This window comes from Nioella sediminis (assembly GCF_001879695.1).
Classification (GTDB): domain Bacteria; phylum Pseudomonadota; class Alphaproteobacteria; order Rhodobacterales; family Rhodobacteraceae; genus Nioella; species Nioella sediminis.
The window spans coordinates 13071-36240 of the sequence record NZ_MNBL01000149.1; the positions used below are offsets into that span (position 1 = coordinate 13071).

Here is a 23170-nt window from a genome sequence, read left to right on the forward strand (position 1 = left end):
GCTGCGGGACGACGAGAAAGGCGACATGCCAGATTGGATAGGATGGGATGCTTCAAACTTTATAGTGGCGGAAGCAAAGGGCACATACGCCGGCGGGGATTGGTCGAAGGCGTTCTGGCACGGATATGCGCTACCTCAGTGTCTCCAAAAAGCGCAGCAGCAAGTAGAACGCGTGCAGATTGATATCTACGGCTATGCGCTCGATGTGAATTTCAAAAGCTGGTCAATAGCTTCACGCTGGAGGACCGAGGAAAACAACTTTGACCCCTGGTTGGCCGCGATTGACCCAGTTTTGGGCAGTAGCGAAACACCAAGGGAAAACTTCGAAATTGCTGTCAGCAATCTGCTTCAAGAGCACCTCGCAAGGTTGCTTGGCACTTTTGGTTTCTCAGACGACTTACCAAAACTAGCGAGCAAGGAGGCGAGCATTGTTCGTACCGAAAGATTCAATGCTCGGCGCGACCGATGGAGGGAGCTATCCTTTGAAGATGGCCGAAGGGTTCGCGGCCTTAATGCGGCGTACGCGGACGGCTTCTTCATACCAATTGAAAACAATGAGGACTTAGCATTTTGCAAGCAAGTCTTATCAAGAGATCGGCCTAGCTGGGTGGCCACGATCTCGGATGAGGTCCTAAAGATGGCAGAGGAAGGCCAGTTCATAGCTGACTATGCAGACGAAAAATCTGAGGACTATCTGAGCAGAAATGGGATGTCCCTAACGCAACTCGATCTCGTCGGTGAAGTTAGCGATCTCTAAACGTCCTCCAAATGAAAAATGTCGCAAGCTTGTATTTACAGCGGGTTCCGGGTTCGATGCGATCTGGTAAGCAACCTTCCGTCGCTTTATTCGCGCGCCCGCTCGCGATATTCTGAGAATGACAAATAGCGCTGCATTGAGCGACGGCGCCGAGTACTCCTGGAGCAAACCGTGGCGAACTGGTTGAGGCAGCTTATTCGTGTATTCCGTTTCTCATCTTTCACACTAGCCACTGGATCTGAAGTGACCCGCACGGACGAACTCACAACTCTCGCTGGCGATCTGAGGGCGCGATTGAATGATCCGTTTGCCGATACTCTCATGGATGGCGCCCTCCGGGTCCTTTTGTCCGAAGACAATCCTGCTCGAGTTCACCTTTTCGCCTTAGCGATGCGTGAGCTTATGGGGTACCTGCTACACAAGTTGGCGCCAGATGATGAAGTCGAAAAATGCAGCTGGTTTAAACCATTAACCCCCAACGGAAAGCCGTCCCGAAAACAAAGAATGCAGTATGCCATCCGAGGTGGAATTGAAGCTTCGAAATTGCCCGACAACAAAGCGATCGAAGGGGAATTTCTCAAAGAACTCATGGAAACTATCGATGAGCTCAGCAAACTAACACACGTGCGCCCAGACACACTTGTCGAAGACCAGCACGAAGCTGTGGAAATTGCCTACCGAACGGTTGGCGACTTCGCTACGCTAGTTGATCTCGTTCATGATGCACGGTGCGAATTTTGCAACGCGATAATTGAACATGTGAGCGCCCATACGTTTGATACCTTTTTGCACGAGGTCTTCAGTGAGCTTGATATTCTGTCCACCCATACCAGAGCAGAGCATTCGGAAGTGGAGAGGGTCTACGTTGAGAAGATAACGCATAATGCCGTATTTTTTCGAGCGGAGGGATGGGTGGAAGTAGAACTGAATTATGGCTCAGGAGGAGATCGAAGGAGGGGCGAAGGGGCGAGTATCGGAGACTCATTTCCTTTCCAAGCGAGATTCGAAGCCGACGTCAGCGACTTTTCAAAGCTTAAGAATGCCACTTATGAAGTCGATACGTCTTCTTGGTACGAATGAAGCTCGGAAACTTCCTGAAACTAGGTAGAGACTCAGAAGTCAAGAAACGTGTAAGCGCCCTTATGTTAAATATTGGCTACGCGCTGCAAGTGGCCCAACCAAACCCTGCAAACACGGTAAACCCGCCGGGCTAAGGCGTCTCTAGCCAACAAGACCTTCGACCCATGCTGAAACAGTTACGCCCATTGATGTGATGTGATCCGCATGCGTGAAATCAGAGATGCGCTTGCGTGGCTTCAGATCGTGATCGCCGTCTTCAAACCACTTCATCTGGATTGCCGAGGAAATCTCATACCCACTGACTTCATCCTTCGAGCCAAACTGGTCGCGGGTCCCCTGACAGATCAGGGTTGGCGTTTGCAGGTGTTGCAGGTGCTCAGTGCGAAGTATCTCAGGCTTCCCAATCGGGTGAAATGGGTAGCCCACGCAGAGTAACCCGGCGATACGATCCGCCTTAAACAGCTCATCCGCAACCATACTGGCAACGCGCCCACCCATAGACTTCCCACCTATGATCAGCGGGCCATCGACATCGAGCGCCTCGATTGCGTCTAGGTACTCCGAGATCAGTTTTTCAGCGCGTGGTGGGGGTTTCCGGCTGCCTTCAGTTCGGCGAGCAGCCATGTAGGAAAACTCAAACCGGACAACTCTGAGACTCTGTTCAGCCAATGCACCCGCGATTGCTGTCATGGCTGGAGAGTCCATCGGCGCACCGGCGCCGTGGGCAAACAGGATGGTTGCTCTTGCTGTCTGCGGGCCGAGGTTTAAGAACTCGTTTTGCATAATCTCTTCTACTCCAAACGCTCCAAGGCGCGTCTGCTCCCTACATTTGGCCCGCTGCGCCCAACCCATTGACCAATACAAGTCCCAGGGTGACCCCACCCCATCGACGGGTCTCAGTCAAAGCCGACCTCTGGGCGATCCCGTTCAGACAGAGTTGGAGGCCAGTCTTTGAAATATGGAAGTAGTGCCATTCCTTCACAACAGTTGGTTGAACAATTCGGCGCCCTCTGCAAGCGTGAACACATGGCACTTTCAGATGTAACCAAAGCCTCCGTGCTCAAGGCGGTCGAAGAATACCGCGCCATTGGGCAGACTGCGTTTCTTGAGAAGTACGGGTTCGGGAAATCTACTCGCTACCTACTTCGGATTGATGGCGAGGACTTAGACTCCAAGGCGATTGTGGGTGCGGCCCACGGCTACGCGTTGCCGGAAATAGGGCCGCTAGCGAACTCGGCATTTTCAGGTGGCAAGGATGCGGCGGCTGGGGTCTTGAAAAGATTGGGATTTCAGACCTTCGAAAGGGAAGCTTCTACCAAGCGTGTTTGGGCCGTTGACGAACTGAGCCTGGTTCAGCGAGAGCACTATGACGTGTCGCGGTCATTTGAAGGTCATTTCACACGGGCACAGTTCGATGAGCGCTATCGAAAAATGTTCCCGGAACGAAACCCGAGTTCCATTCTTCCAAGTGATTTCAGTCACAACAACACACAGAGAGCCAAGGACCTTTATCCGTCTTTCTTGGAAACGGTCGGAGATTCCGTCTACCGCTTTATTGGACTTGAGGCCGGTCACGAAGGGAAGATTAGAAATCCACTGTGGACGCGAGATGAACTGATCCTCGCGACAGAATTCTACAAGAAATTTGCTCCTCAAATTCCAGGAAAAACGGATGAAAGACTTATCGACTTAGCGGACGAGATCAGATCTCTCGCCTCAAGCCTAGGACTGCGTGGCGACGAGACCTTTCGCAATCCAAACGGTGTCTACATGAAGCTTATGGAGCTGAAAAAGTACGACCCGCAGTATGTTGGCAAGGGTCTAGGCCGTAAGCTACGCGCCGTCGAACAAGAAGTTTGGGACCTTTCCTCTGAAGAACTGGCCAACGCCGCGCGGTCCATCCGTGAAGTTTTGAAGTTATTGAAATTTGGTAACACACCTTGGGCAAGTGCAGCAGACGCTGGGGAACCAGAGGTGGCTGAGGCGGCTGAAGGGGCGTTGGTTACCAGGTTTCACCGCTACCGAGAGCGCGATACAAAGATTGCCAAGAGTAAAAAGAAGCATTTCTTAAAGAAGCACGGGCGCCTCTACTGCGAAGCATGCAACTTCGACTTTGCGGCGGCCTATGGCGATCGAGGGAAAGGCTTCATTGAGTGTCACCACACGGTGCCAGTTTCGGAAATGAAGCCAGGTGACAAGACAAAGCTTTCAGACCTCGCCCTTGTATGCGCCAACTGCCATCGCATGATTCACGCAAAAAGGCCTTGGTTGTCGATCCCGGAACTTGTTGGGTTGCTCAAGAAGCAACGTTGATCACGACGCCATTGTGAATTCGCGAGTGCGGAACACGCTCCAGCAGGGTGGAGGAATTCCCTTATTTTTCCGTTGCCGCAAGTACTATTGGCAACATTAAACCTCGTTAACCGGGCAATCCCGCCCCATGCATGGATCCTTGAACTATCAAGCTGGAGGTGCGCTCGGACTATACTTTCTTGGATCGGAGGAAAGTATCTGTTTAACCCCTGATCTCATCGTTGCCTACTCGTGCGCACGCATGCGAGTGATAGGTGTTGTAAGTTTCCAAATTCCGAAATTTGACCATCATTATTCCGAAATCCCGCTGCGTTCTTCGCGTTTATTCGGAAGGAAGAAGGGCTTCCCGTCCGGTAATTTCTGTGCAGATTTCCAAGGAGAACACCAAAATGAACAAAGCACAGAATCCATCTGACCGTGCGACGGCAAATACAGCTGGACGCGCCACAGCGCACTCTCCTCGGGTTCCAAAGGAGAAACGCGCCTCGGCTCTTCGAGCGGCAAGAGACAAGGCCCAAGCTTTCTCTGCCGATGACCAAGCGCGTGCCGCATCCAATCTTCACCAGCTCTTGGAGGAAGTATGCGCCACAGGCGAACTGAAGAAGTTGGATGTGGTGGACAAGGCAGGCCTTGGTGGAGGAAACACTACTGACTCAACTAAGCGGCTCGATACTTACACTCTTCCTGAAAACGCCAGCAGTTCGCGTAGAAAGCGTTTGGCTAAGAAGCCTGGGAAGTATTTTGAGATAGCCGAAGCTATCGCCACATTGCGCAACGAGTCATCGGCGCCATTTATCTGCCAGGTGTTTGAGGGCTGCACATTCGGCGCAGACCGTGAATTTCTTACACGCTGGGAAGAAGAGAGATGGGCGCGCCTCGCCCAACTGCTGCGTGCTATGAGCGTTGCCGTGGCAAAGAAATCGAATATCGACGTTTATTGGACGGAAGCGGCCCAGGGAAATGGCCAGTACGATCACAAGACGGATCGGCTTATTTGCGCAGAGCAGCCACTCGACATGGTCGGATGTTCGGCTGGCCTCGCTGGCTACCAAGCTCACCCTGGAGAACTTCCACCTATTCCTTCGGTCCTGCTCGGGACGACGCCGCTTGCGGAACAAAGCCCGGCAAAACTCCACCTCAGCAACGGGGAGGAGCTTGAGATCTTCGCATTGATATCCCTTGAGGTTCGTCTGGCCCTCGCTCCCGTCGGTCGGACCGGTGAACCGGGACCATTGCTGGAGTTTCGTAGCAGGCTGGATGCTAGGGGGAAAAAGGACGGTGAATTGGTTCTTAAAGGCGTCTACTTCGATGAAACGGATGGAGTTCTCGAGATCAATGGGGCTGGCTTAGTCGGGCGGGAAGCTGAGCACGTTCGGCTCACAGACTTCATTATTCCCGATGCCAGATATCGCGATGGCTGCAGTAACGACTATTGGGCATGGGAAGAAGTAAGTCCCGGTCTGCTCCAAGAAATCTTTGGTGCTTGGGAAGCACCGTTGGACATGTCCCATGTACGGTCTGGGATAGATGCCAATAGAGTGCCGCCTAGTCGGTTTGAGGCAGATACCGCGGCTTTCTTTCTCAACGCTTATCTTATGAGCGATGCCCTTGAGACAGAGTTGATGGGGGCTTGCAAAAGCCGTGCAGCTGTTCTCGACCAGTTTCGCGACACACTTGACGAAAAGATACTTGGGGCGGAAGCCGACGCAAACAGTCGTTGGCGCAGCTTGCAAGCCGAGTAGCACTGGTTGTTCGACGCCACTATGCCCTCTGGGTACGGTCTCCAGGTCATCTGCAAAAACGGTAGTTGGTGGCGGAGAAACCTGTTCTCAATCCGGCGGGATCAGACTGATCTGGTCTGTCCAGAGGTCACTTCTCACAAGTCAAAACCTGATAAGTATCTGATAATGATTGTAATTTCGAAAATCGTGACTTACTTTGAGTTGAGGCCAGATGGAGGTCTCGATGACAAAACTGCATTTCACTAAGCGTGCGATTGACGCGCTCCCCTACACAGAACGCGGCCAGAAATTGTACCGGGACACAACCCTGCGGGGCCTCGGAGTCCGGGTCGGTTCGAACTCGAAAGTCTTCTTCGTAGAGGGGCAGGTTAACCGACGCACACGCCGTATCACGCTTGGCCGCGCGGATGTGCTCAGCGTGGACGAAGCCCGGCGTCGTAGTTTGGCGGCGCTCAGTGAAATGGCGAGCGGTGTGGACCCAAACCAAGAAAAACGCCGCGTTGCACAAGAGGCTGTGACGCTTGCGCAGGCCTTCGATCGATTCTTTGAGGCTAGAACCGCGATGGCCAGGAGCAGTGTCGATGCCTATCAACGCACTCGAGACCTTTACCTCCAGGACTGGAAACGTTCGCCGATAACCTCGATCACCCGGCAAATGGTGCTGAAGCGACACCAGCGGATTGCAAAGGAACACGGTCAGGTCACCGCAAACAACGCGATGCGACATCTAAGGTCCGTCTACAACGTCAACGCAGCCGCTTTTGAGGAATTCCCGCCTAACCCAGTTGCCATCTTGACCTTGGCTCGCGCTTGGTTCCCTGAACGGCGCCGTCGCGGCGCGGTTCCGGCTCAAGAATTTCCATCTTGGTGGTGTGCAGTAATGGCTGAACCAAACTACTCGCGCGACTTCTTACTGCTGGCGCTGTTTACCGGAATGCGGAGAAACGAGATTGCCAGCCTTCGGTGGGACTACATCGACCTCGAAGGCCGTGCATTGCACATTCCAAAAACGAAGAATGGCGATCCGCTTGATCTTCCACTTGCTGCCTTCATCGTCGATCTACTAATTGCGCGCCGGAAGGAGACCGGCGCTTCCCCTTGGGTTTTCCCTGGGAAAGGCAAAACTGGGCACCTCGTCGAAACAAAAAAATTCACAGCGCGCGTAGAAGAGCGATCCGGCGTTAGCTTCACATTGCACGACCTTCGCCGCACCTTTGTGACCATTGCCGAAAGTCTAGACGTGCCGCACTACGCGTTGAAGCGCCTGCTGAACCATCGCCTCTCAGGGGACGTGACAGCCGGTTACATCGTGAGCCAGCCCGAGCGGCTTAGGGGCCCGGTGGAAGCCGTGGCCGACCGGATCTTGCAGCTAGTCGAACTTTCCACCCAGAGCGAAAACTCAGCCGCATAACAGGCAATCGTAGCTCGTAAGTTAATGACCGCTCTGGCGGGCAAATCTCTATTGGCAAGTGCATTGGCATCGGCAGCTTCTTCCGAATTAGCACCTGCAAAAACTCCGAAATGTACACACGGTCCCAGCAGCCTTCCGGAATGCTGCTTCAAGGCCAAAAGGCGATCCTTCTTCACATCAGGCACCCGCTTGATGTGGCGCCGCGCTGAGCTGCGCCCCTCACCGAAAAGGAAGGACTGTCAAAATGACAAATTTGAAACTCAACTGCTCATACCGCTCGAAAGGGCGGCATGCATTTGAACCTGAAAACAACGCCAAGAGACAAGAGAGTCTGTCGCTTCTCAACACTGCACAGCTTGCCTGGATCACGGATACATCCAAGAGCACGTGGGAAAAGATGCGCATGCGGGGCCAAGGCCCGCAGTACATCAAAGTGCGCAACCTCGTCTGGTACCGCAGGGCTGATGTCGATGCTTGGCTGGCTGCACACGAAATTCCAACCCAGGAGCTTGTGTGATGCCCGATACAAAAAAGAGTTTAGACCATAATACGGAAAGTTTGACGGCTGCCGAGACCCCTCGCGTTACTTCCGATTTGTTAAGCTTGAGCATCGATTTTCATGCCATTCGGAAAAAAGTCCTCATTCATGCCAGCACCCTGCCAAAGCTCACCGCGACGAGTGCAGCATACTGGGAGAACATGCGAGTCGTAGGATTGGGTCCCAAGCATTGTGAAGACCTCGGGCACACTTTCTACATTCTTGGTGACGTCCAAGACTGGCTACTAGCAAATGGGTTTTTGGACTCGGAGGCCGGGGATGACTGAGCAAAATTCTCCGACTCTTTCTGCCTCACCCAACGTCGCTGAGGCTGCGAAAGCATACTTAAAAATGGGATGGGAGCCTTTGCGGCTCCCGCCCAACTCAAAGAAGCCGGACGCCAACTGGGGCGCTCCCCGTCAATGGGAGGAGGGGGAAATTGAAGTAGCGTTCTTGCCTGGCAGCAACGTTGGGATCGCCTTGGGCGCCCGCTCGGGTGGCTTGGCAGACATTGATTTGGACATCGCCGACGCAATCCCGATCGCTGATCAAATCTTTGCTGATTTTATCGCGTTTGGGCGTATGAGCTCTCCACGTAGCCATCGCCTGGTGATGACCACCCCAATGAAGAGTACCCGGTTTCAGATTCCCCCGAAGGCCGCGAAGAGCTTGGACTTCGGCCGCAGCGTCGTTCTCGAAATTCGAAGCGACGGAGCTCAGACTATGTTCCCGCCATCCACGCATCCTGAAGGAGAAACGGTCAAATGGATGGGGGATCCTGCAAAAATCCCGTCTGTGTCGGCCGAAGACCTGGTCAAGAGGTGTGGGCTCTGCGCCGCGCTGGCTGTGCTATTGCGGTATTACCCCCGCGTGCAAGGAGACCGTGACAATGTGTGTTTGGCACTGACTGGCGTACTGGTCCGGGCCGGATATTCAGACGAGGAAGTCGATCAGCTTGTCGTGACCCTGGCTGCTGCAGCTGGTGACGAGGAGGCGGAAAAGCGAGGCGGAAAGGCAGCAACCTCTCGAGACAAAATCCAAAATGACGAACCAGCCTGGGGGCTTCCTGAGCTCTGCGAACGCCTGGAAATCGAAAGCCTCGAAGGTACCTTGCGCAAGTGGCTGGGGCTTTCGGGCGCTGGGCCGGCCGGGCGTTTCGCGAGAGACGGTAAGCCGACTATTCTCGTGGAACCAGGTAGCCAACCGTACGAAATCGACGAAATCGAGGACCTGCTCATCAAGTCCGACTCTGGCGTCTACCAACGCGGCGAGAATTTGGTCCGCGTGAGCCGCTTGCCGCGTTCTATTGGCGAAGACGGGGTAAAGCGCTCTGGGGGTGCACTTGTGCTGACACGCGTCGTCACGGCATGGCTTCGTGAACAGTTCGCGCGCATCGCAAATTGGGAACGACCCACCAAGGAGGGATCCAAACCGATCAACCCACCGGTCGATCACGCGGCAACCTACATCGCACGCGTAGGTGAATGGCGTGTCCCCGTACTCAATGGAATCATCTCCACGCCCACGCTGCGCGCGGATGGATCGATTCTTCAGACACCCGGCTACGATTATGAATCTGGCCTGCTCTACGATCCTGGAGATGCAGTATTCGACCCGGTTCCTGAAGCACCTTCAAAAGAGGAAGCCATGGAGGCACTTCATGCTCTGTGGCGACCGTTTCGGGATTTCCGTTTTGCTGAACCTGTCGACAAGAGCGTCTTGCTCGCAGCTACGCTCACCGCCTTTATTCGCAGATCGCTGAGGACAGCGCCCCTCTTCGCACTAGATGCGCCAACTGCTGGGAGCGGAAAAACCTACGTTGCAGCAACCATCGGGATCATGGCCTACGGTCATTCGCCCACGATCATATCTCAAGGTAAAACAGAAGAAGAAGACGAGAAACGGATTGGTGCGGTCTTGATGGCCGGCGACGGCATTGTCGTCATCGACAACTGTGATCGCCCCATAAGTGGCGACTCGCTCTGTACTGTGCTGACAACAGAAGAATGGGGCGCCCGCATCCTTGGGAAATCCGAAGTTGCTAAAACCCCAACCAACGCGCTGTTCATGGCCACCGGGAACAACCTTGAGGTAGCTGGAGACATGGGGCGGCGCACGCTGGTCTGCCGCCTGGACCCGCAAACAGAACGGCCTGACCTGGTCGAACATGACTTTGATCCACGGGAGGAAGCCGCAGAAAACCGAACACAATTGGTGGCCGCAGGTCTGACTATTCTGCGCGCCTATATTGCGGCGGGCCGCCCCAAACAGTCGACACCTATCGGGTCGTTTCGGGAATGGAACCTGGTGAGGGACGCGTTGCTCTGGTTGGGCTTGCCTGATCCAGCGGTGACGCGTGAGAGAATCATGCTGGATGATCCAATGAAGTCCGAGCTTGCGGGCCTCTTGGATGCCTGGGTCGCAGCGCTGGGCGACCGGGAGCACGGCCTTGCTGAAATCGGTGCAATGGCGGAGGAGGCCAGTTCTCCTGAAATCAAAGAACTCTATGGGGCTTTGGTTGCCATGACGCGAAATGGCCAGTTCAACACCAAGAGCATTGGTCGGCTGCTGTTGAAGCACAAGGATCGGATTGTTGGAGATCGAGTACTGCGCAGCTATGCCGATTCAAAGGGATCAAAACGGTATCGCGTAGAGTTTGTTGGCAGCTATGTTCCGGATGTACCCGATGACATGGAGGCTGACATGGAATTTCCGTTCTGATCAAAAGGGCCGTTCACCGCTAAAAACTGTCAAACCTAGAGCATGAATTCGTGCCCGGGTTTGACGGGTTTACCGGGTTTGGTTTTGGCCTCAGGGCAACGCAAAAGGCAGGGGCTACCACCCGGACAATGGCCCGAAAGGTTGAGGGTACTCAGAGTGTTTCCAACCAGATCTTTATGGCGGCAATTGGTTCACTGCTAGCTGGGTATTCTGTTTCGACTTTTTCCAGGTCTGACATTGCGTCCGCCAGAGTCCGCCCGGCTTCGACACCCTCACGGCCGTGTCGGCGGTTGTTCAGCCAAGTTTGCAACTGGTCGCGTCGCGCGGTCGGCATGAACTCTGGGGCATTCACAAATACGAGCCGCCGCGCCAGTTCGCGGAATCTGTCGTCCTCGAAGACTTCGGCTACTTCGGCACGTTCGGGCCACTCCGCTTTGTGGAACGCCTGCATTCGGTCTTCGTCAGCGCGGCTTGGAAAACCCTCATACATCCGCTGCTCGACAATCTGGGCAGGCTCGAAGGGCGGGTAGCGCCGTTCCATCGCCCTGCATACCCGTGCAGCAAATTGGCCGTCAGCGGACACCACAGCGGCCCGGCGGACGATCTCAGCCATCGGTAAGCCAATAACGGCTGGCAGGTCTGGCGCGAGGGCTGTGTCGATCACCGCTGGCATTTTGTTTGAGTAGATAGTGCGGAGCGCTCGATTGGGCCCCTTCGTTTCTTCCACAAGGTCTGCCTCGCTCAAGTTTAAAACTTCTGCAGGGTCTCGACGCAAAACAAAGGCAGCCATCATGGTTGGATTCTTCGGGTGATGTCCACAGCCGACCACGGCTCGAATGGACGGAATCCCCATGTGATACTCAACGATGCACTTGGGCGCACCGGAGCTCAGGTGGGCCGCAACCTCGCCCTTGTCCACCAGAGGCAACAAAGAATTCCAAATTGAGGGCGCGCGGTCGCGGATCAGTTGCGCCATGTAGATGGTGGCTTCGACATCTGCCAAAGCGTCATGGGCGTTTTCGTGTGCGAACCCGTTTGCTGGTGCCAAGGTATCAAGGCGCAAAGTCGGCTTGCCCTTGGCGCTGATGGGAACAACCATGGCGTTGGGCGCCAATGCAGCTGTGGCCTGGGCCAGGCGCAGTACATCCGCCCGTTGATTGCCGTTGGTGTTTGTGAGGTAGACCGGCTGTAGTGTTTGGTAGAAGGCCTGACGCAGCAAGGGTTCGTCGAAAGAAAGGGTGTTATAGCCGGTGAAGATCGCAGGAGACCACGCGCGCAGCTTCTCAGCGATCTGCAGCATCATTTCGTAGTGCGATGGCAGGCTAGGATCGGTCAGCATTGTAGGTGTGACGCGCGTGGCAAGCAAAGCTCCTGGTGCTGGGATCACATGAGGTAGAAGACGGCAGCGAGTTTCGAAGCGGTCGAGCTCGTTTAGTTCGGCATCGGTAAGGATCGCTGCGAATTGCAGAATCTGGTCGAACGCAGTGTCCGTGCCGGTGGTCTCTGTATCGTAGAAAATGAAGTTCATAAAAACAGTCTACATTTACAGAACCAAACAAACGCGACCGAGAATGACGAGCAAATCGTGAAAAGGTCAGGATGAGGACTGTTGTTTATAGTGCTCAATATGTCACCGAAGCGGTCAAAAGGAAGGCGTCCATGCGAAAATACGACATCGGCAATTAGACGGCAACAGGTTGAAAAACTTTCGAAAACTCTTGGTTCGCGAGAGCAGCGACTAATGAACCAATGGCAATCATTGTTGCATAGTTCTCAATTTTTTGGGTTGCCAATCCTTGGATGGTGTCATTCGAATATACAATCGATGTCACGTATCTCTTTACGTCATCCTCATCCAGCGAAGTCCATGCGTCGCTCTGTGCATGTCGTTCAGCAAAATCGCCAAATGCATCAATCAAACTGAAAGGATGGAGCCCATTAGAACGGTGGCTCCAAGTCTCCTGAAGACCCGCTATCTCATCCCAGAAGTCATACTTTCTCAATTCATCCATTGTCGATTTGAGTAACTCGCGTAAATCTAACGAGCAGTCACGAGCAGAGGAGTCAACATCGCTCAGCGTGAATTGCCGCTTTTGTATTCTCTTGGAGTCCCCAAAGTAAAAACACACTGCCCAACTCATTGGTCCGTCAATGTTAGCAAGCTCAAAGCGTGTTCCACTCTTAAAGCGTAAATTAGGAATGCTGAATCTAAACCGCCTATTCTCGGGATACGCCCTCCCAGAATTGTCGGGTTTGGTGAGAATACTATCAGTGGTGGATATCAGAGAATTCGCGTCAAGCTCTTCTGCTGGAATTAGCTTATCCTTGGGCGTACCTTTTACCGCTTCGCCTATCATATAGGTAAAGAGCGGTGGGATAGCGTTCCCAATCATTTTCAATTTTTGAGAGTGGCTTGAGCCAAGAAATTGAAAGTTGACTGGGAAACTTTGTAGCGAAGCTCTTTCTCGCACTGACAGTCTGCGGTATCCTCCGGTCTTATCATCTTTGATGATAAGGCTCTCGCGCGAAACTCTGGTACATGTCGCGGTTACTGTTCTACTCGATCGATCGAGTGGGTCAGGGAAGGGCATACCGTTGTAAACTGGATGTGCCACCTTCATGTCGCTATTGAAGCGCTGTTCCTCCCAATTTAACGGCTCCTCTGGATCATTATCTGTTACTGTATTTTTTGAAGAGTCTTTGAAGATGGGCTCACGGCCAATGCTTAGTCTAGAAACAACGTCCCCTAGAGTTGGGTGGTTCGATTTTCGAGAATAAGACGCTAGGAGATTGAAATCGAAGTTACCTGCAATGCAGCGCCTACGGCGTTGAGGGAGACCAAAATCTGCGAAATCAAATACCTCAACTTTGGCGTCATCAAACAGATCAGCAAAACTATTCAACGCACCGCCTGGTAATATCTCTTTTTCAAGTACTGACTTAACACGAGGCACGTTTTCAAAGGCCCAGGCCTTGGGTTTGCAGGCCCTAACCACGCTCAAAAATTTTGCGATGTCTAGCAGTCCGTCCTCCACATCACCGGAACCGCCACGATTGGAGTATGAGAACTGTGTGCATGGTGGGCTTCCGACTACGAGATCAATGTCCTTGGGTAAGGTGCTCGTGTCCAACGTTCTTATATCGATTACCTCAACCGTTGAACCACAGTTGGCCCGATGAGTATTTGCAGCTGCTTGCCACCATTCATACGACCTGACGATATCGAAGCCAGCGAGCTTTAGGCCTACCGACCAGCCCCCCACACCTGCGTATAAATCAATAACCCGCACTCGGCCCCCTCAATCCTAAGTTTTTCAGATTTTAGCACGCTACCACAAGAAGATCCAGTAAATACAACTGAGAGCACAAGATGTACACCACCCTCGCTCTCCGAGGCACGGGCGGACGCCCGCTCGATGAAGCGGCGTGTTACATACTCCAGACGCCGTTTACTCATCGATGATCCCGTTCAGTTGCTCCATCATGCTGGTTACGATGGATTTTGCCTCCGGGCCCAAAGAGCAATCGGAAAGTAGCTTGCGTACCTTGCTTCTAAGTCTCCGACACTCACCAACTAAGGAGTCTGATGCCTTTCCAGACATGTAAGGTCCTGGCCGTGGCAGTCCACTTGTTTGAGGCGGAACATCGAAGAACTTATGGCCCTTGCTGATTTCGCCAATTCGCCCTCCGTTAACTCCGAACCAAGAGGCGATGTCATGCTGTCGATCACCTCTGATCAGCATACCCTTGACGATCGCGGCATCTGCCGAGCTAAGCCGTACACCACTGTTCTCTGCGCGCTTCACAACGGGACTTCCTACCTGGACTAGAGGGCCGCACGCTATCAGGATGGCCGCTTTTGGCAACTTCGAACCCAACACAAGAGAGCTCGCTGCTTCTACCGAAGGTCAATCTTAGTTGCCCAAAGCCAATGTGCCGAGGACTCCAATCTACGTTGAGTAGTGTGCCTCGTTAGCTGACAATCCAGGGATGGCGTTTCACCCAGCGGTGTGTATTCTTGGATAGACATCAGTGAAAAGAGCTACATAGGTCGATGGAAACGCATCAATACTCTCATCTCGGGGGCAGTGAGGCCCTATCTTCTGCGGAGCAGGACGAGATTCTCGCTGCCATAAAACACTGCAAAACCCCAATAGAGAGAGGCTATGGAACGGATCTCCGAAATGAGGTATTGGATAGACTGAAAGATCAAGGTTGGACCGATAAGGTGCAAGTGGCTCACGGATCCAAGATCACGATCGCTTCGCAGAAAAACCGTATCGGACTTGGCATCCAGACTGCAGGCAACATGTCAAGAATGTACGCTGATCTAATAAAGCTCCAACAAATGTACTTGGACGGCTTAATTGATGTGGGCGTACTCATACTGCCGACGGCGGTTGCTGCTCGAATTTTGGGTGATAATCTCGCCAATTCAGACCGACTCGAGGGAGAGTTGGTAATTTTTCGCAAGGTCATCCATATGCCCATAGTCATTGTTTCATTTCAGTGAGGCTGAATAATGAATGAGATAGAGAGATCATCCCTGGCAGAGAAGAAATTTGGATGGCCACTTCCGACTAGGCGACAATCTTTCTCTGATCTCACTAAAGAGGCCAAAGAGAAAGGCCGGGATTCTCATCGAATTGAGAACTTTAAGGGGCAGACAATCAGTCTACCCATTCTCCGAGTAGAGATTGGCCTCCCTAAATATAGAATTGCAAATGGTAGAACATCATCAATTCAAGAGGAATGGGTTGTTGTTAATGGAAAAGATGAGAACTTTTTCACTGATGGTGACCCGGAGCTGTATACTCTTCAGGAGGCTCAGCACCAAATCTTGAGTGAAATGATTGGTGAAGAAGGGCTTTCTGAAAAGTTTCGTGATCCCACGAATAAGCAAGTTGAGCCGATCCTTCTGGATGAAAATGGATTTGTGATCAACGGCAACCGCCGTCTATGTAGTTGGCGAGAATTGTACTACTCAGATCAAAAAAAGTACTCGCACTTTAGCCATGTAGACGTAGTGGTCTTGCCAAAATGCGAGGACAAAGAACTCGACGCTATAGAATCACGTCTTCAGATCGAGAAAGATATCCGGAGTGACTACACGTGGCACGCTGAGGCCAAGATGTTCAAGGAGAAGCAGAGAAAGTTTGGTTACACCACAACCGAACTCTCCCGGCAATACAGAAAGAAGAAGAAAGAGATTGAAGAACTATTTGAAATCAGAGACCTAGGGGCTGAATACCTCTCATCCAGAGACAAAAGAAACATGTGGTCGCTTCTGAATGAAACAGAGCACACATTCAAGCGCTTGAACAAGACGATGAAGGAACAAAAAAGCCTTGCAGATCGTGAAGTTCTGAAGGAGCTTGCGTTTCACTACATAGACGACCCCGACGCCGCCGAAGAGAGATTATACACCTTCATTCCAAAACTTGGGAAGCACCTGAGTTCAGTCAAAGATGAGCTTAGGTTGGAGTTTTCAGACACCGACGCCAAAGACACCGACGATCAAGCACTGCTGGCCTTTGGCGGCGGTGAGAGCACTCCGACTGAAACCAGTGACATGGAGTTAGTCGCAAACATATTCGCATCTCCCGCAGCGATTAGTAAGGCGCAGGATGTGATCGTAGAAACACTGAAAACCGAGAAGGAAAAGATTAGCGAAGAAGCTAAGGCTAAGTACTTCGTAAAGCAGCTGCACAAATCGCGGACGGCACTGAACGATGCTTTAAACTTGGGCCTCACACCGGAAGCGGAAATCGAGGGCGCTGAGAAGCAATTGGACGCAATGGAGGCGTCCATTGCGCGCATTCGTGAGTTCATAGAGCAACGGAAAAACTAAGTTGCTTTCTTTTGATTACGTAGAAAAGGACGAACTCGCTGTTCTTCGCTGGTCCGACGATGATACACGGGAGAAGTGGCAGAAGCTGATCGTATCGATTTGCTTGGAGGCGTCCGATTCGGCTGAATTCAGTAGTTCGAATGCACTTACCTTGCCCTGGTGGACTTTTCTTGCGGTTCGCGGCGAAGTGCTTAGCGTGATCTCTGCCTTTGGCTTGAAGGCTGGCCAAGACTTCGGGATATCTGGTGAGGCTGTTGAGCGGCTAAATCATTCTCGCAAAATGCAGGAGAGCTTCCTCTCCGAAGCAACACAAGACCTAAGCGAAAGGGAGCTCAAGGAACGCCTCGAAGCGGTGGGTTTTGAACGAACGCTGACCCCAGAACAGGTTCGGAATGTTGCCAAACTGCTAGCGAGATCTAGCGGAGCATCCTTTTCTGTACCTGGGGCTGGTAAGACGACCGAAGCACTAGCATTCTATGCACTAAGTGCTGATAGAGACGATGGACTTCTCGTCGTCGCACCCAAGAACGCATTTGCGGCTTGGGATGAGCAGTACCTACAGTGCTTTCCTACTCGTTCTGAACGGTTTGTGAGGCTCCGAAAGACGGATCAAATCGCTCGGCAACTGTCGGACAACCCAAAGCTCATGCTTATCGGATATCAGCAGCTAGTACGAGTGCGAGATAGGGTTTCCGAGTACATCAGCAAGACAAGACCGTTTGTCTTTCTTGATGAGAGTCACCGCATCAAGAATATCGAAAGCCAGCAATCACAAGCTATTCTGAAGATATCGCATTTGCCAAAGGGGAAAATGATATTGAGTGGCACCCCAATGCCACAATCTACCGACGACCTGGTGCCTCAATTTAGATTTCTTTTCCCCGAGATAAGCGCGTCACCCGAGAACGTCGTGGAGCGTATCCAGAAGGTTTACGTTAGAACCACAAAAGATGAGCTCGGTCTGCCAGCCGTTACGAGGAAGGTGACCCGTCTTCCCATGGATCCCTATCAGGAAAAACTGTACTTACTGTTGAAAAGTGAGTTGGCGCGAGAGGCTGAACGCGCGCTTACCGATAGCACTAAGGTTGCTCTGCGTAGATTTGGACGTTCCGTCGCAACGGTTCTGCAATTTGTCTCGAATCCTGCGTTACTCGCTGACAAACCAGAGTTTCGGTACGCCTCCGAGCTAGCTCATGCGTTGAGCGAGGGAGAAGGCCCGAAGATCAGGTACGTAATAAGCAGAACAAGAGACCTCACTAAGCAGGGCCATAAGGTTTTGATTTGGTCTTCGTTTGTGAAGAACGTGGAATATCTCTCAGAGTGCCTTCGTGACCTTGGAGCCGTTTACATTCACGGTGGAGTCGATGCTGGGAGTGACGAAGACGAAGACACTAGGGAAGGGAAGATTAAGAAGTTTCATGACGACGCTAACGCTCAGGTTATGATCGCTAACCCAGCTGCTGCTAGCGAGGGAATTAGTCTCCATCGTGTCTGCCACCACGCGATTTATCTCGATCGCAATTTTAATGCTGCTCAATACCTACAATCGGAAGATCGGATTCACAGGCTAGGTCTTCCGCCTGGTACGGCGACCTCTCTCGAAGTTGTCGAGTGCGAAGGTACAGTTGATGAGACAGTTAGGCTTCGCCTCGAGAGCAAGGTATCGGCAATGGCTCAAGTCCTGCGAGATCACTCACTAAACATCTCCCCTGTTTGGGAATCAGAAGAGATGGAGCAGGAAGTAGACAGTGCGGGCCTAGACAAAGGAGATGTTGAGGCTCTTGTCGAGGCCCTGAGCCCCAAATGAGTCCTGCACTACTTACCCCTAGCACAGCTTATGCATGCATCGATTTTCTCGCTGAAATTAGCGAACAGAACATGTCGGTGTCCGAGCTCAAGAGCCTACGATTTTCCTCTGCAAGCGCTCAGACTGTTTTGGAAAACGTAAGTGCGCTCGGCTGGATCAAAGAGGATTCCGATGGGAGCGTCTCGATTGCCCACCGTGGACAAGAATGTCTGGAGCTAAACCATGCAACTGAACAGCTGCGCTTCTTGCTCACCGACTATTTCTTCTTGAGACAAGATCCTTGGCTGCAATTGGCACGCCGCGGTCGAATCCATGTTCTACTCCAGGCTCCACCTGAGATATCGCAGCTGCTCCATGAAGCAGAGTTAGCCGAGGGCGAGAACGATGAAGTAGTCCGTTTCTGGGATGATGTAGCGGATCGCGTTCGCGGCGACAAAGACAGGAACCGGACTGAAGTTGGCAGAACAGGCGAGAGACTAAGCTTGTTGTATGAGACGAAGCGAACCGGAAAGAAGCCCAGATGGGTCGCATTGGATAGCGATGAATTTGGTTACGATCTTCTTTCAATCGCATCTGCAAGTGACCCCGCGCCGATGAAAATCGAGTGCAAGTGCTCCGAAAGACCGCTGGGTGAAGCGACCTTGTACCTCACGCGAAATGAGTGGGAAACGGCTGACAAATCAGAGCGTTATTGCTTTCATCTTTGGAACACCGCATCGCACAAAACGCGGCTCGCTGTTATCTGTGTCGAAGACATGAGGCCTCACGTCCCTGAAAACAGACGGAGTGGTAGCTGGGAGACGGCACAAGTGCCTTTCCTGGCCTTTGAGCAGTTGTTTTCCCTCGGTTAGTTGCGCCGGAAAAGCCAGACCATTCTCTCTTTCGGCAAGCTATTCTCTTTTTCAGAATGAAGTCCTAGTGAAGCACTGATTGGATATGGGGTGTGTCCCTGTCCACAGCAGTCTGAGGGCGCGCCAGGCCAAGCGTGCAGGGTTTACCATATTGGCTGTTCAAATATACAGGATGGGGAACCAACAAGGCTATGCATCAAATGAAGGGCCTAACCCTCTAGACCGCATGGTGGTATTCAAAGCTGGCGATAGTATCCGTTTGGCAGAACACAAGAATGGCAAATGGGTGAGGTATAATGACTACGGCCAGTCGGTCACTCTCCCCACGACTTGGGTCAAACCGCACAGTACAAACGTAATACGACTTTCTCGGTACGCTCCGCTCTACTGCTAAAAAGGGCATGCGTGTGGAACCAACTTTTTGTCTTGGGTTGGACAATCTGCTGCAGATGTTGGGCGGTGAACGCGTTAGCTATCGCCACCATTCAAAGAAGTTACTGGAAGTCGATTAAGCTATTGTTTAGAAAGAGAAGTATGGTGCCGCTGAAGGGACTCGAACCCCCGACCCCATCATTACGAATGACGTGCTCTACCAGCTGAGCTACAGCGGCATCCTTCTCTGTCGCGGCCCTACTATGGCCCTACTAGTTACAGCGCGCCGCGCCTAACGAACTGGTATCAAACGTAGTTTGCGAGCGGACCCGCTAATTACGAATGCGTTGCTCTACCAGCTGAGCTACATCGGCACGCGGGCTGGCTCTTAGCAAGCCTGCCCGCGCTTGAACAGTCCTAATTTGCGGCTGTACGCGCCGGTTCGGAGGTTTCCGCGTCGTTGGAAACTTCGCCCATGTCGGGCAATACATGGCCGGGGGCATGCGGGTCGTTTTCTTCCGCCATGTCTTCCGTGACCTCGGGGGTGTCATCGACCGGCTCGGCGTCGACAACCTCCGGTTCAGGGTCTTCGATTTCGGGATCGTCCCGGCGGTCTTCCAGCGCGCCCACGATCAGAGGCAGCATCTGGGCGGTTCCGGCGAAGGCCGACTCGCTTTGCGGGGCCTCGGCCCATGCGAGCGTATCGAAGCTGCCGCAATGTTCGCAGACCGGCTGCCAGGTGGCGTGGACATGGCCGCAATTCTCGCAGGTCCATTGCGGGCCGCGAGAGGCGGTAACCGCCTTGGCCAGCCAGCCGCGTACCACGCGGTCCTCGCTGCCTTCCCCTCGTTCGATAGCGGCCATGATGGTCAGCGACCGGGCCGTGGGGGCGGTTTCTGGCAAATCGCCAAGGGCCTTGCGGGCGGCGGCGTAATCCTCTGCCGCGATGTGCAATTCCGCCTCCAGCAGCTTGACCTCCGCATCGGCGGGGTGCTTGGCCAGCAGCACGCGGAAGCGTTTGATGCGGGCGGCGGGGGTTTCCTCGGGTTCGATGCTGGCGAAGGCGGCGGCCAGATCGGGATGCGGGGCGGCGTCCCAGGCCTTGCGGATCACGCGCGTCGCGACCTTGGGCTTGCCCTCCTGGATTGCCATGCGCGCGGCCATAACGGCGGCGGGCACCAGATCGGGGGACAGGCGGTTGGCCTCGGTGGCCTCCTTGCTGGCGGTGTCGATCTTGCCCTCGGCCAGTGCGTCGCGGGCATCGGCAAGGGCCAGCACCGCGTCGCGGCGTTTATGGACATCGCGGGGCAGGGCGCCCGCCTTGAGTTTGGCGGCGAGGGTCTTGCGCGCCCCGGCCCAGTCCTCGTGCCCGGCCTGCAGGGTCAGCAGCGTGTCCTGAACTTCGTGATGCTGAGGGCGCAGGGCAAAGGCTTTCTCGGCCAGTTTCAGCGCCGTATCGGTATCCCCGGCATCCAGCTTTTGCTTCATCAGGCCGCGAATGCCCACGAAGCGGGTCGTGTCATCAGCCAGAAGCCGCTTGTAGGTCTCGGTTGCCTTGGCGGTATCGCCCGCCATCTCGGCGGCTTGGGCCACAAGCAGATTGGTCAGCTCGGGCCGTTTCAGGTAGCCCTCGGCGCGTTCCGCCTTGCGAATGGCCAGTCGCCCCTCACCAGAGGCGAGCGCCAGCATACCTTCGGACAGGGCCTGATAGCCCTTCCGCTCGGCGCGCCGGTTGAAGTAGCGGGAAATCGCGGTCTCATCGCCGTTGAGGAAGCGGATGGTGGCGACAAGAAGACCAAGCAGCTTGAGCGCCACATAGACCAGCAGCAAAAGAAGCACGGCGGCAACCACCCCCGACAGAGGGGTCAACGCGAATTCGCGGCCTGCCACGGTGATCAGCAGCATGGATTCGGTTTCCAGCAGGTAACCGACGCCGAAGGCCGCCGCGACCACGACGGTCAGGAAAATGATGATTTTCAGGACGGACCAGAGAAGCATATCGGTCCCCCTCAATTCGCGGCATCAAGCGCGGCGGCGAAGCTGTCCATCGCCTCCATCGCGTCGATGCGCATCTGTGCGGACGCCGTCCAGTCCGCCATGACCGCTTGCGCGTCGGCGGGCAGGGTCGACAGTTCGGCGACGGTGCCAGCAAGATCTCCGGCGCGCAGAGCGGCCTCGGCGCGGGACAGGACCGCATCGGCGCTGTCGCCTTCCTGCGGTTCCAGCGACCGGCCCCCGACCTGGCTTTGCAGGAATGCGGTGACGCGGTTCATCGCTCCCTCGCCGGCGGTTTCCCGAATGGCAATGGGCAGCGCGGCGCGGGCGGCGGCGGGGAAGCTGGATTGCAGTTCCTCCATCGTAGGAACGCCGGTTTCGGCGGCGGCGGTCAGCGCCTCTGGCATGTCCACGCCAGCCCCATCCACGACATCCGCCAGAGCGCCCGCGAAGGGCGCGCCGGTGGCTACGGCGATGCGCAACTGGCCAAGCGCCGCCTGCGCCGTGGCACTGCCCACGCGGGCCTCGGCCCGGGCTTCGGCGGCGGCGATGCGTTCTTCGGCGGCGGCGGCAGCGGCGGCGAGTTGCTCGGCCATCGCGGCATTCGCGGCCTGCTGTTCCGCCAGGCTGGCCGATTGTTCCTGCAACGCGGCCTGAAGCTGCGCCACGGCGGCGGCCACGGCGGCGGAGTTATCTGCGCCTTCCCCGCCTTCGCCAAGCGGCAGGGTTTCCAGATAGGCGATCCGGTCGGTCAGGCCGGTGATCTGGCTGCCGGTTGCGTCAATCCTTGCGCCAAGCGCGGCGATCTGTTCGGAAAGCGGGCCAAGATCCACCGCCTCGGGGGCGGGTGGGATGGCCTCTATCTGCCCTTCCAGTGCGGCGGCGCGGGTGGTCAGGGCCGAGAGCGCCCCGGCCTGTTCATCGAGTGAGGTTTGAATTGCGGCCAGCGCCGTTTCGGTCGCGCTGTTGTCCTGGGTGGTGGGCGCAAACCCCATGAAAGCCGCGCCATAGCCCAACCCGGCGGCCACGACACCGCCCAGAACCAGCGGCACGAAGCCGGGTCCGCGACGCGGTTCGGCTGTGGGTGGCTGCGGGGCGGGTTCCGCGACGGAAGGCTCTTCGACGGGGGCGGGGTCTTCCACGATCTCGGCATCCGTCACCGTTTCATCGGCGTCGGTGTTGGCCTCTTCCAGAGCGGCGTCGTCCTGGGTTTCGTCGGTTTCCTGAGGGGTCGTGTTCGGGTCGGCCACCATCTATTTCCTTCAATTTATTCAATATGCGCCACAGACTCCCGTCCGGTGCAGCGCCGAGTCACAGATAGGTTCGCATGGGCGCACCTGCGAGGGCTAGGGGCTAAGTTGTCTCGCCAGCGCTTTGAGCATGGCCGCGCCGGTCGGGGCATCGGAGACGATGGCTGTACGGCGCAGAGGTTTGGGCAGGGCCGCCCGTGTGGCATCGCTGATGCAGATCAGGTCGGGGTTGGCGCCGGCTGGCAGGTCTGCCGCGAACAAGGCCGCGCTGCGGGGCGAGAAAAGCGGCACGATCACGCGGCGAGGGCCCGAGAGGGCCGCGAGCGCGCCTGCACTCAAGGGGAGATTGCGTTGATCATAAACAGCGTGGCCCACAATGCTGAACCCCTCTGCTGATAGCCGGTCTGTGATCCCGCCGCGCACATGAGTTCCGTGCAGGTGTATCAGCGGGCCATCGGGGGCATCACGGCGGATCAGTTCCA

Annotated in this window: 18 protein-coding genes and 1 tRNA gene; 12 read left to right on the top strand and 7 right to left on the bottom strand. The window is 54.7% G+C overall.

Going from position 1 to position 23170, the window contains the following annotated elements:
- The first annotated feature begins 25 nt into the window (after positions 1-25).
- Together BKY26_RS16855 and BKY26_RS16860 are read left to right on the top strand one after the other, a co-directional pair.
- Positions 26-757 carry a hypothetical protein gene (locus BKY26_RS16855; RefSeq protein WP_131541916.1) on the top strand — a complete coding sequence of 244 codons (732 nt, stop codon included), beginning with the start codon at positions 26-28 and terminating at the stop codon, positions 755-757.
- A 171-nt stretch (positions 758-928) separates the two neighbouring features.
- Complete coding sequence (locus tag BKY26_RS16860; RefSeq protein WP_131541917.1) at positions 929-1837, top strand: pPIWI-associating nuclease domain-containing protein; 909 nt, start codon at positions 929-931, stop codon at positions 1835-1837.
- A 141-nt stretch (positions 1838-1978) separates the two neighbouring features.
- Here BKY26_RS16860 and BKY26_RS16865 read toward each other — a convergent pair whose 3' ends face one another.
- Positions 1979-2620 (bottom strand): alpha/beta family hydrolase, encoded by a 642-nt coding sequence (locus BKY26_RS16865; protein ID WP_071691546.1) that lies wholly within the window; start codon positions 2618-2620, stop codon positions 1979-1981.
- A gap of 168 nt (positions 2621-2788) precedes the next feature.
- Between BKY26_RS16865 and BKY26_RS20720 the strand changes: the two genes are divergently transcribed.
- The 6 genes from BKY26_RS20720 (at position 2789) to BKY26_RS16895 (ending at position 10562) form a co-directional block, all read left to right on the top strand.
- Positions 2789-4150 carry an HNH endonuclease gene (locus BKY26_RS20720; RefSeq protein ID WP_158514354.1) on the top strand — a complete coding sequence of 454 codons (1362 nt, stop codon included), beginning with the start codon at positions 2789-2791 and terminating at the stop codon, positions 4148-4150.
- A gap of 389 nt (positions 4151-4539) precedes the next feature.
- Complete coding sequence (locus BKY26_RS16875; RefSeq protein WP_131541918.1) at positions 4540-5892, top strand: hypothetical protein; 1353 nt, start codon at positions 4540-4542, stop codon at positions 5890-5892.
- A 223-nt stretch (positions 5893-6115) separates the two neighbouring features.
- Entirely contained in the window at positions 6116-7303 is a 1188-nt protein-coding gene (locus BKY26_RS16880; protein ID WP_071691560.1) for a tyrosine-type recombinase/integrase, read from the top strand.
- Positions 7304-7547: 244 nt separating this feature from the next.
- Positions 7548-7820 carry a helix-turn-helix transcriptional regulator gene (locus BKY26_RS16885; protein WP_071691548.1) on the top strand — a complete coding sequence of 91 codons (273 nt, stop codon included), beginning with the start codon at positions 7548-7550 and terminating at the stop codon, positions 7818-7820.
- A complete protein-coding gene (locus BKY26_RS16890; protein WP_071691549.1) occupies positions 7820-8128 on the top strand; it encodes a hypothetical protein in 309 nt (102 codons plus the stop codon). The genes BKY26_RS16885 and BKY26_RS16890 overlap by 1 nt, the downstream gene beginning before the upstream one ends.
- The gene (locus BKY26_RS16895) at positions 8121-10562 is read left to right on the top strand and encodes a bifunctional DNA primase/polymerase (protein ID WP_158514355.1); all 2442 of its coding nucleotides are present in this window, start codon (positions 8121-8123) and stop codon (positions 10560-10562) included. Before BKY26_RS16890 ends, BKY26_RS16895 begins: the two co-directional genes overlap by 8 nt.
- Positions 10563-10713: 151 nt before the next feature.
- On the opposite strand, the gene BKY26_RS16900 is transcribed toward BKY26_RS16895, so the two are convergent.
- A complete protein-coding gene (locus BKY26_RS16900; protein ID WP_071691551.1) occupies positions 10714-12090 on the bottom strand; it encodes an exonuclease domain-containing protein in 1377 nt (458 codons plus the stop codon).
- Positions 12091-12244: 154 nt separating this feature from the next.
- The gene (locus BKY26_RS16905; protein WP_071691552.1) at positions 12245-13852 is read right to left on the bottom strand and encodes a DNA cytosine methyltransferase; all 1608 of its coding nucleotides are present in this window, start codon (positions 13850-13852) and stop codon (positions 12245-12247) included.
- A 764-nt stretch (positions 13853-14616) separates the two neighbouring features.
- On the opposite strand from BKY26_RS16905, the gene BKY26_RS16915 reads away from it, so the two are divergent.
- The 4 genes from BKY26_RS16915 (at position 14617) to BKY26_RS16930 (ending at position 19071) form a co-directional block, all read left to right on the top strand.
- Complete coding sequence (locus BKY26_RS16915; protein ID WP_071691554.1) at positions 14617-15075, top strand: BglII/BstYI family type II restriction endonuclease; 459 nt, start codon at positions 14617-14619, stop codon at positions 15073-15075.
- A gap of 9 nt (positions 15076-15084) precedes the next feature.
- Positions 15085-16413 (top strand): hypothetical protein, encoded by a 1329-nt coding sequence (locus tag BKY26_RS16920; RefSeq protein WP_131541919.1) that lies wholly within the window; start codon positions 15085-15087, stop codon positions 16411-16413.
- 1 nt (position 16414) lies between these two features.
- Entirely contained in the window at positions 16415-18220 is a 1806-nt protein-coding gene (locus BKY26_RS16925) for a DEAD/DEAH box helicase (protein ID WP_131541920.1), read from the top strand.
- A gap of 71 nt (positions 18221-18291) precedes the next feature.
- On the top strand, positions 18292-19071 hold the full coding sequence (locus BKY26_RS16930) for a protein NO VEIN domain-containing protein (RefSeq protein ID WP_071691556.1): 780 nt from the start codon (positions 18292-18294) through the stop codon (positions 19069-19071).
- A gap of 535 nt (positions 19072-19606) precedes the next feature.
- Here BKY26_RS16930 and BKY26_RS16935 read toward each other — a convergent pair.
- The 4 genes from BKY26_RS16935 to BKY26_RS16950 all read right to left on the bottom strand — a co-directional run.
- Positions 19607-19682 (bottom strand) — tRNA-Thr (locus tag BKY26_RS16935).
- A gap of 178 nt (positions 19683-19860) precedes the next feature.
- On the bottom strand, positions 19861-21441 hold the full coding sequence (locus BKY26_RS16940) for a heme biosynthesis protein HemY (protein ID WP_071691557.1): 1581 nt from the start codon (positions 21439-21441) through the stop codon (positions 19861-19863).
- Between the two features lie 11 nt (positions 21442-21452).
- Positions 21453-22688 (bottom strand): COG4223 family protein, encoded by a 1236-nt coding sequence (locus BKY26_RS16945; RefSeq protein WP_131541921.1) that lies wholly within the window; start codon positions 22686-22688, stop codon positions 21453-21455.
- A 96-nt stretch (positions 22689-22784) separates the two neighbouring features.
- Positions 22785-23170: uroporphyrinogen-III synthase (locus BKY26_RS16950; RefSeq protein ID WP_193600205.1), on the bottom strand; the 386-nt coding region annotated here is incomplete at its 5' end.

What these genes read in the sequence shown, in the direction of transcription:
- BKY26_RS16855 (WP_131541916.1), top strand. Translation starts at nt 26, where the DNA reads ATGCCAGATTGGATAGGATGGGATGCTTCAAACTTTATAGTGGCGGAA.
- BKY26_RS16865 (WP_071691546.1), bottom strand. Translation starts at nt 2,620, where the DNA reads ATGCAAAACGAGTTCTTAAACCTCGGCCCGCAGACAGCAAGAGCAACC.
- BKY26_RS16875 (WP_131541918.1), top strand. Translation starts at nt 4,540, where the DNA reads ATGAACAAAGCACAGAATCCATCTGACCGTGCGACGGCAAATACAGCT.
- BKY26_RS16880 (WP_071691560.1), top strand. Translation starts at nt 6,116, where the DNA reads ATGACAAAACTGCATTTCACTAAGCGTGCGATTGACGCGCTCCCCTAC.
- BKY26_RS16885 (WP_071691548.1), top strand. Translation starts at nt 7,548, where the DNA reads ATGACAAATTTGAAACTCAACTGCTCATACCGCTCGAAAGGGCGGCAT.
- BKY26_RS16890 (WP_071691549.1), top strand. Translation starts at nt 7,820, where the DNA reads ATGCCCGATACAAAAAAGAGTTTAGACCATAATACGGAAAGTTTGACG.
- BKY26_RS16895 (WP_158514355.1), top strand. Translation starts at nt 8,121, where the DNA reads ATGACTGAGCAAAATTCTCCGACTCTTTCTGCCTCACCCAACGTCGCT.
- BKY26_RS16900 (WP_071691551.1), bottom strand. Translation starts at nt 12,090, where the DNA reads ATGAACTTCATTTTCTACGATACAGAGACCACCGGCACGGACACTGCG.
- BKY26_RS16915 (WP_071691554.1), top strand. Translation starts at nt 14,617, where the DNA reads ATGGAAACGCATCAATACTCTCATCTCGGGGGCAGTGAGGCCCTATCT.
- BKY26_RS16920 (WP_131541919.1), top strand. Translation starts at nt 15,085, where the DNA reads ATGAATGAGATAGAGAGATCATCCCTGGCAGAGAAGAAATTTGGATGG.
- BKY26_RS16930 (WP_071691556.1), top strand. Translation starts at nt 18,292, where the DNA reads ATGTCGGTGTCCGAGCTCAAGAGCCTACGATTTTCCTCTGCAAGCGCT.
- BKY26_RS16940 (WP_071691557.1), bottom strand. Translation starts at nt 21,441, where the DNA reads ATGCTTCTCTGGTCCGTCCTGAAAATCATCATTTTCCTGACCGTCGTG.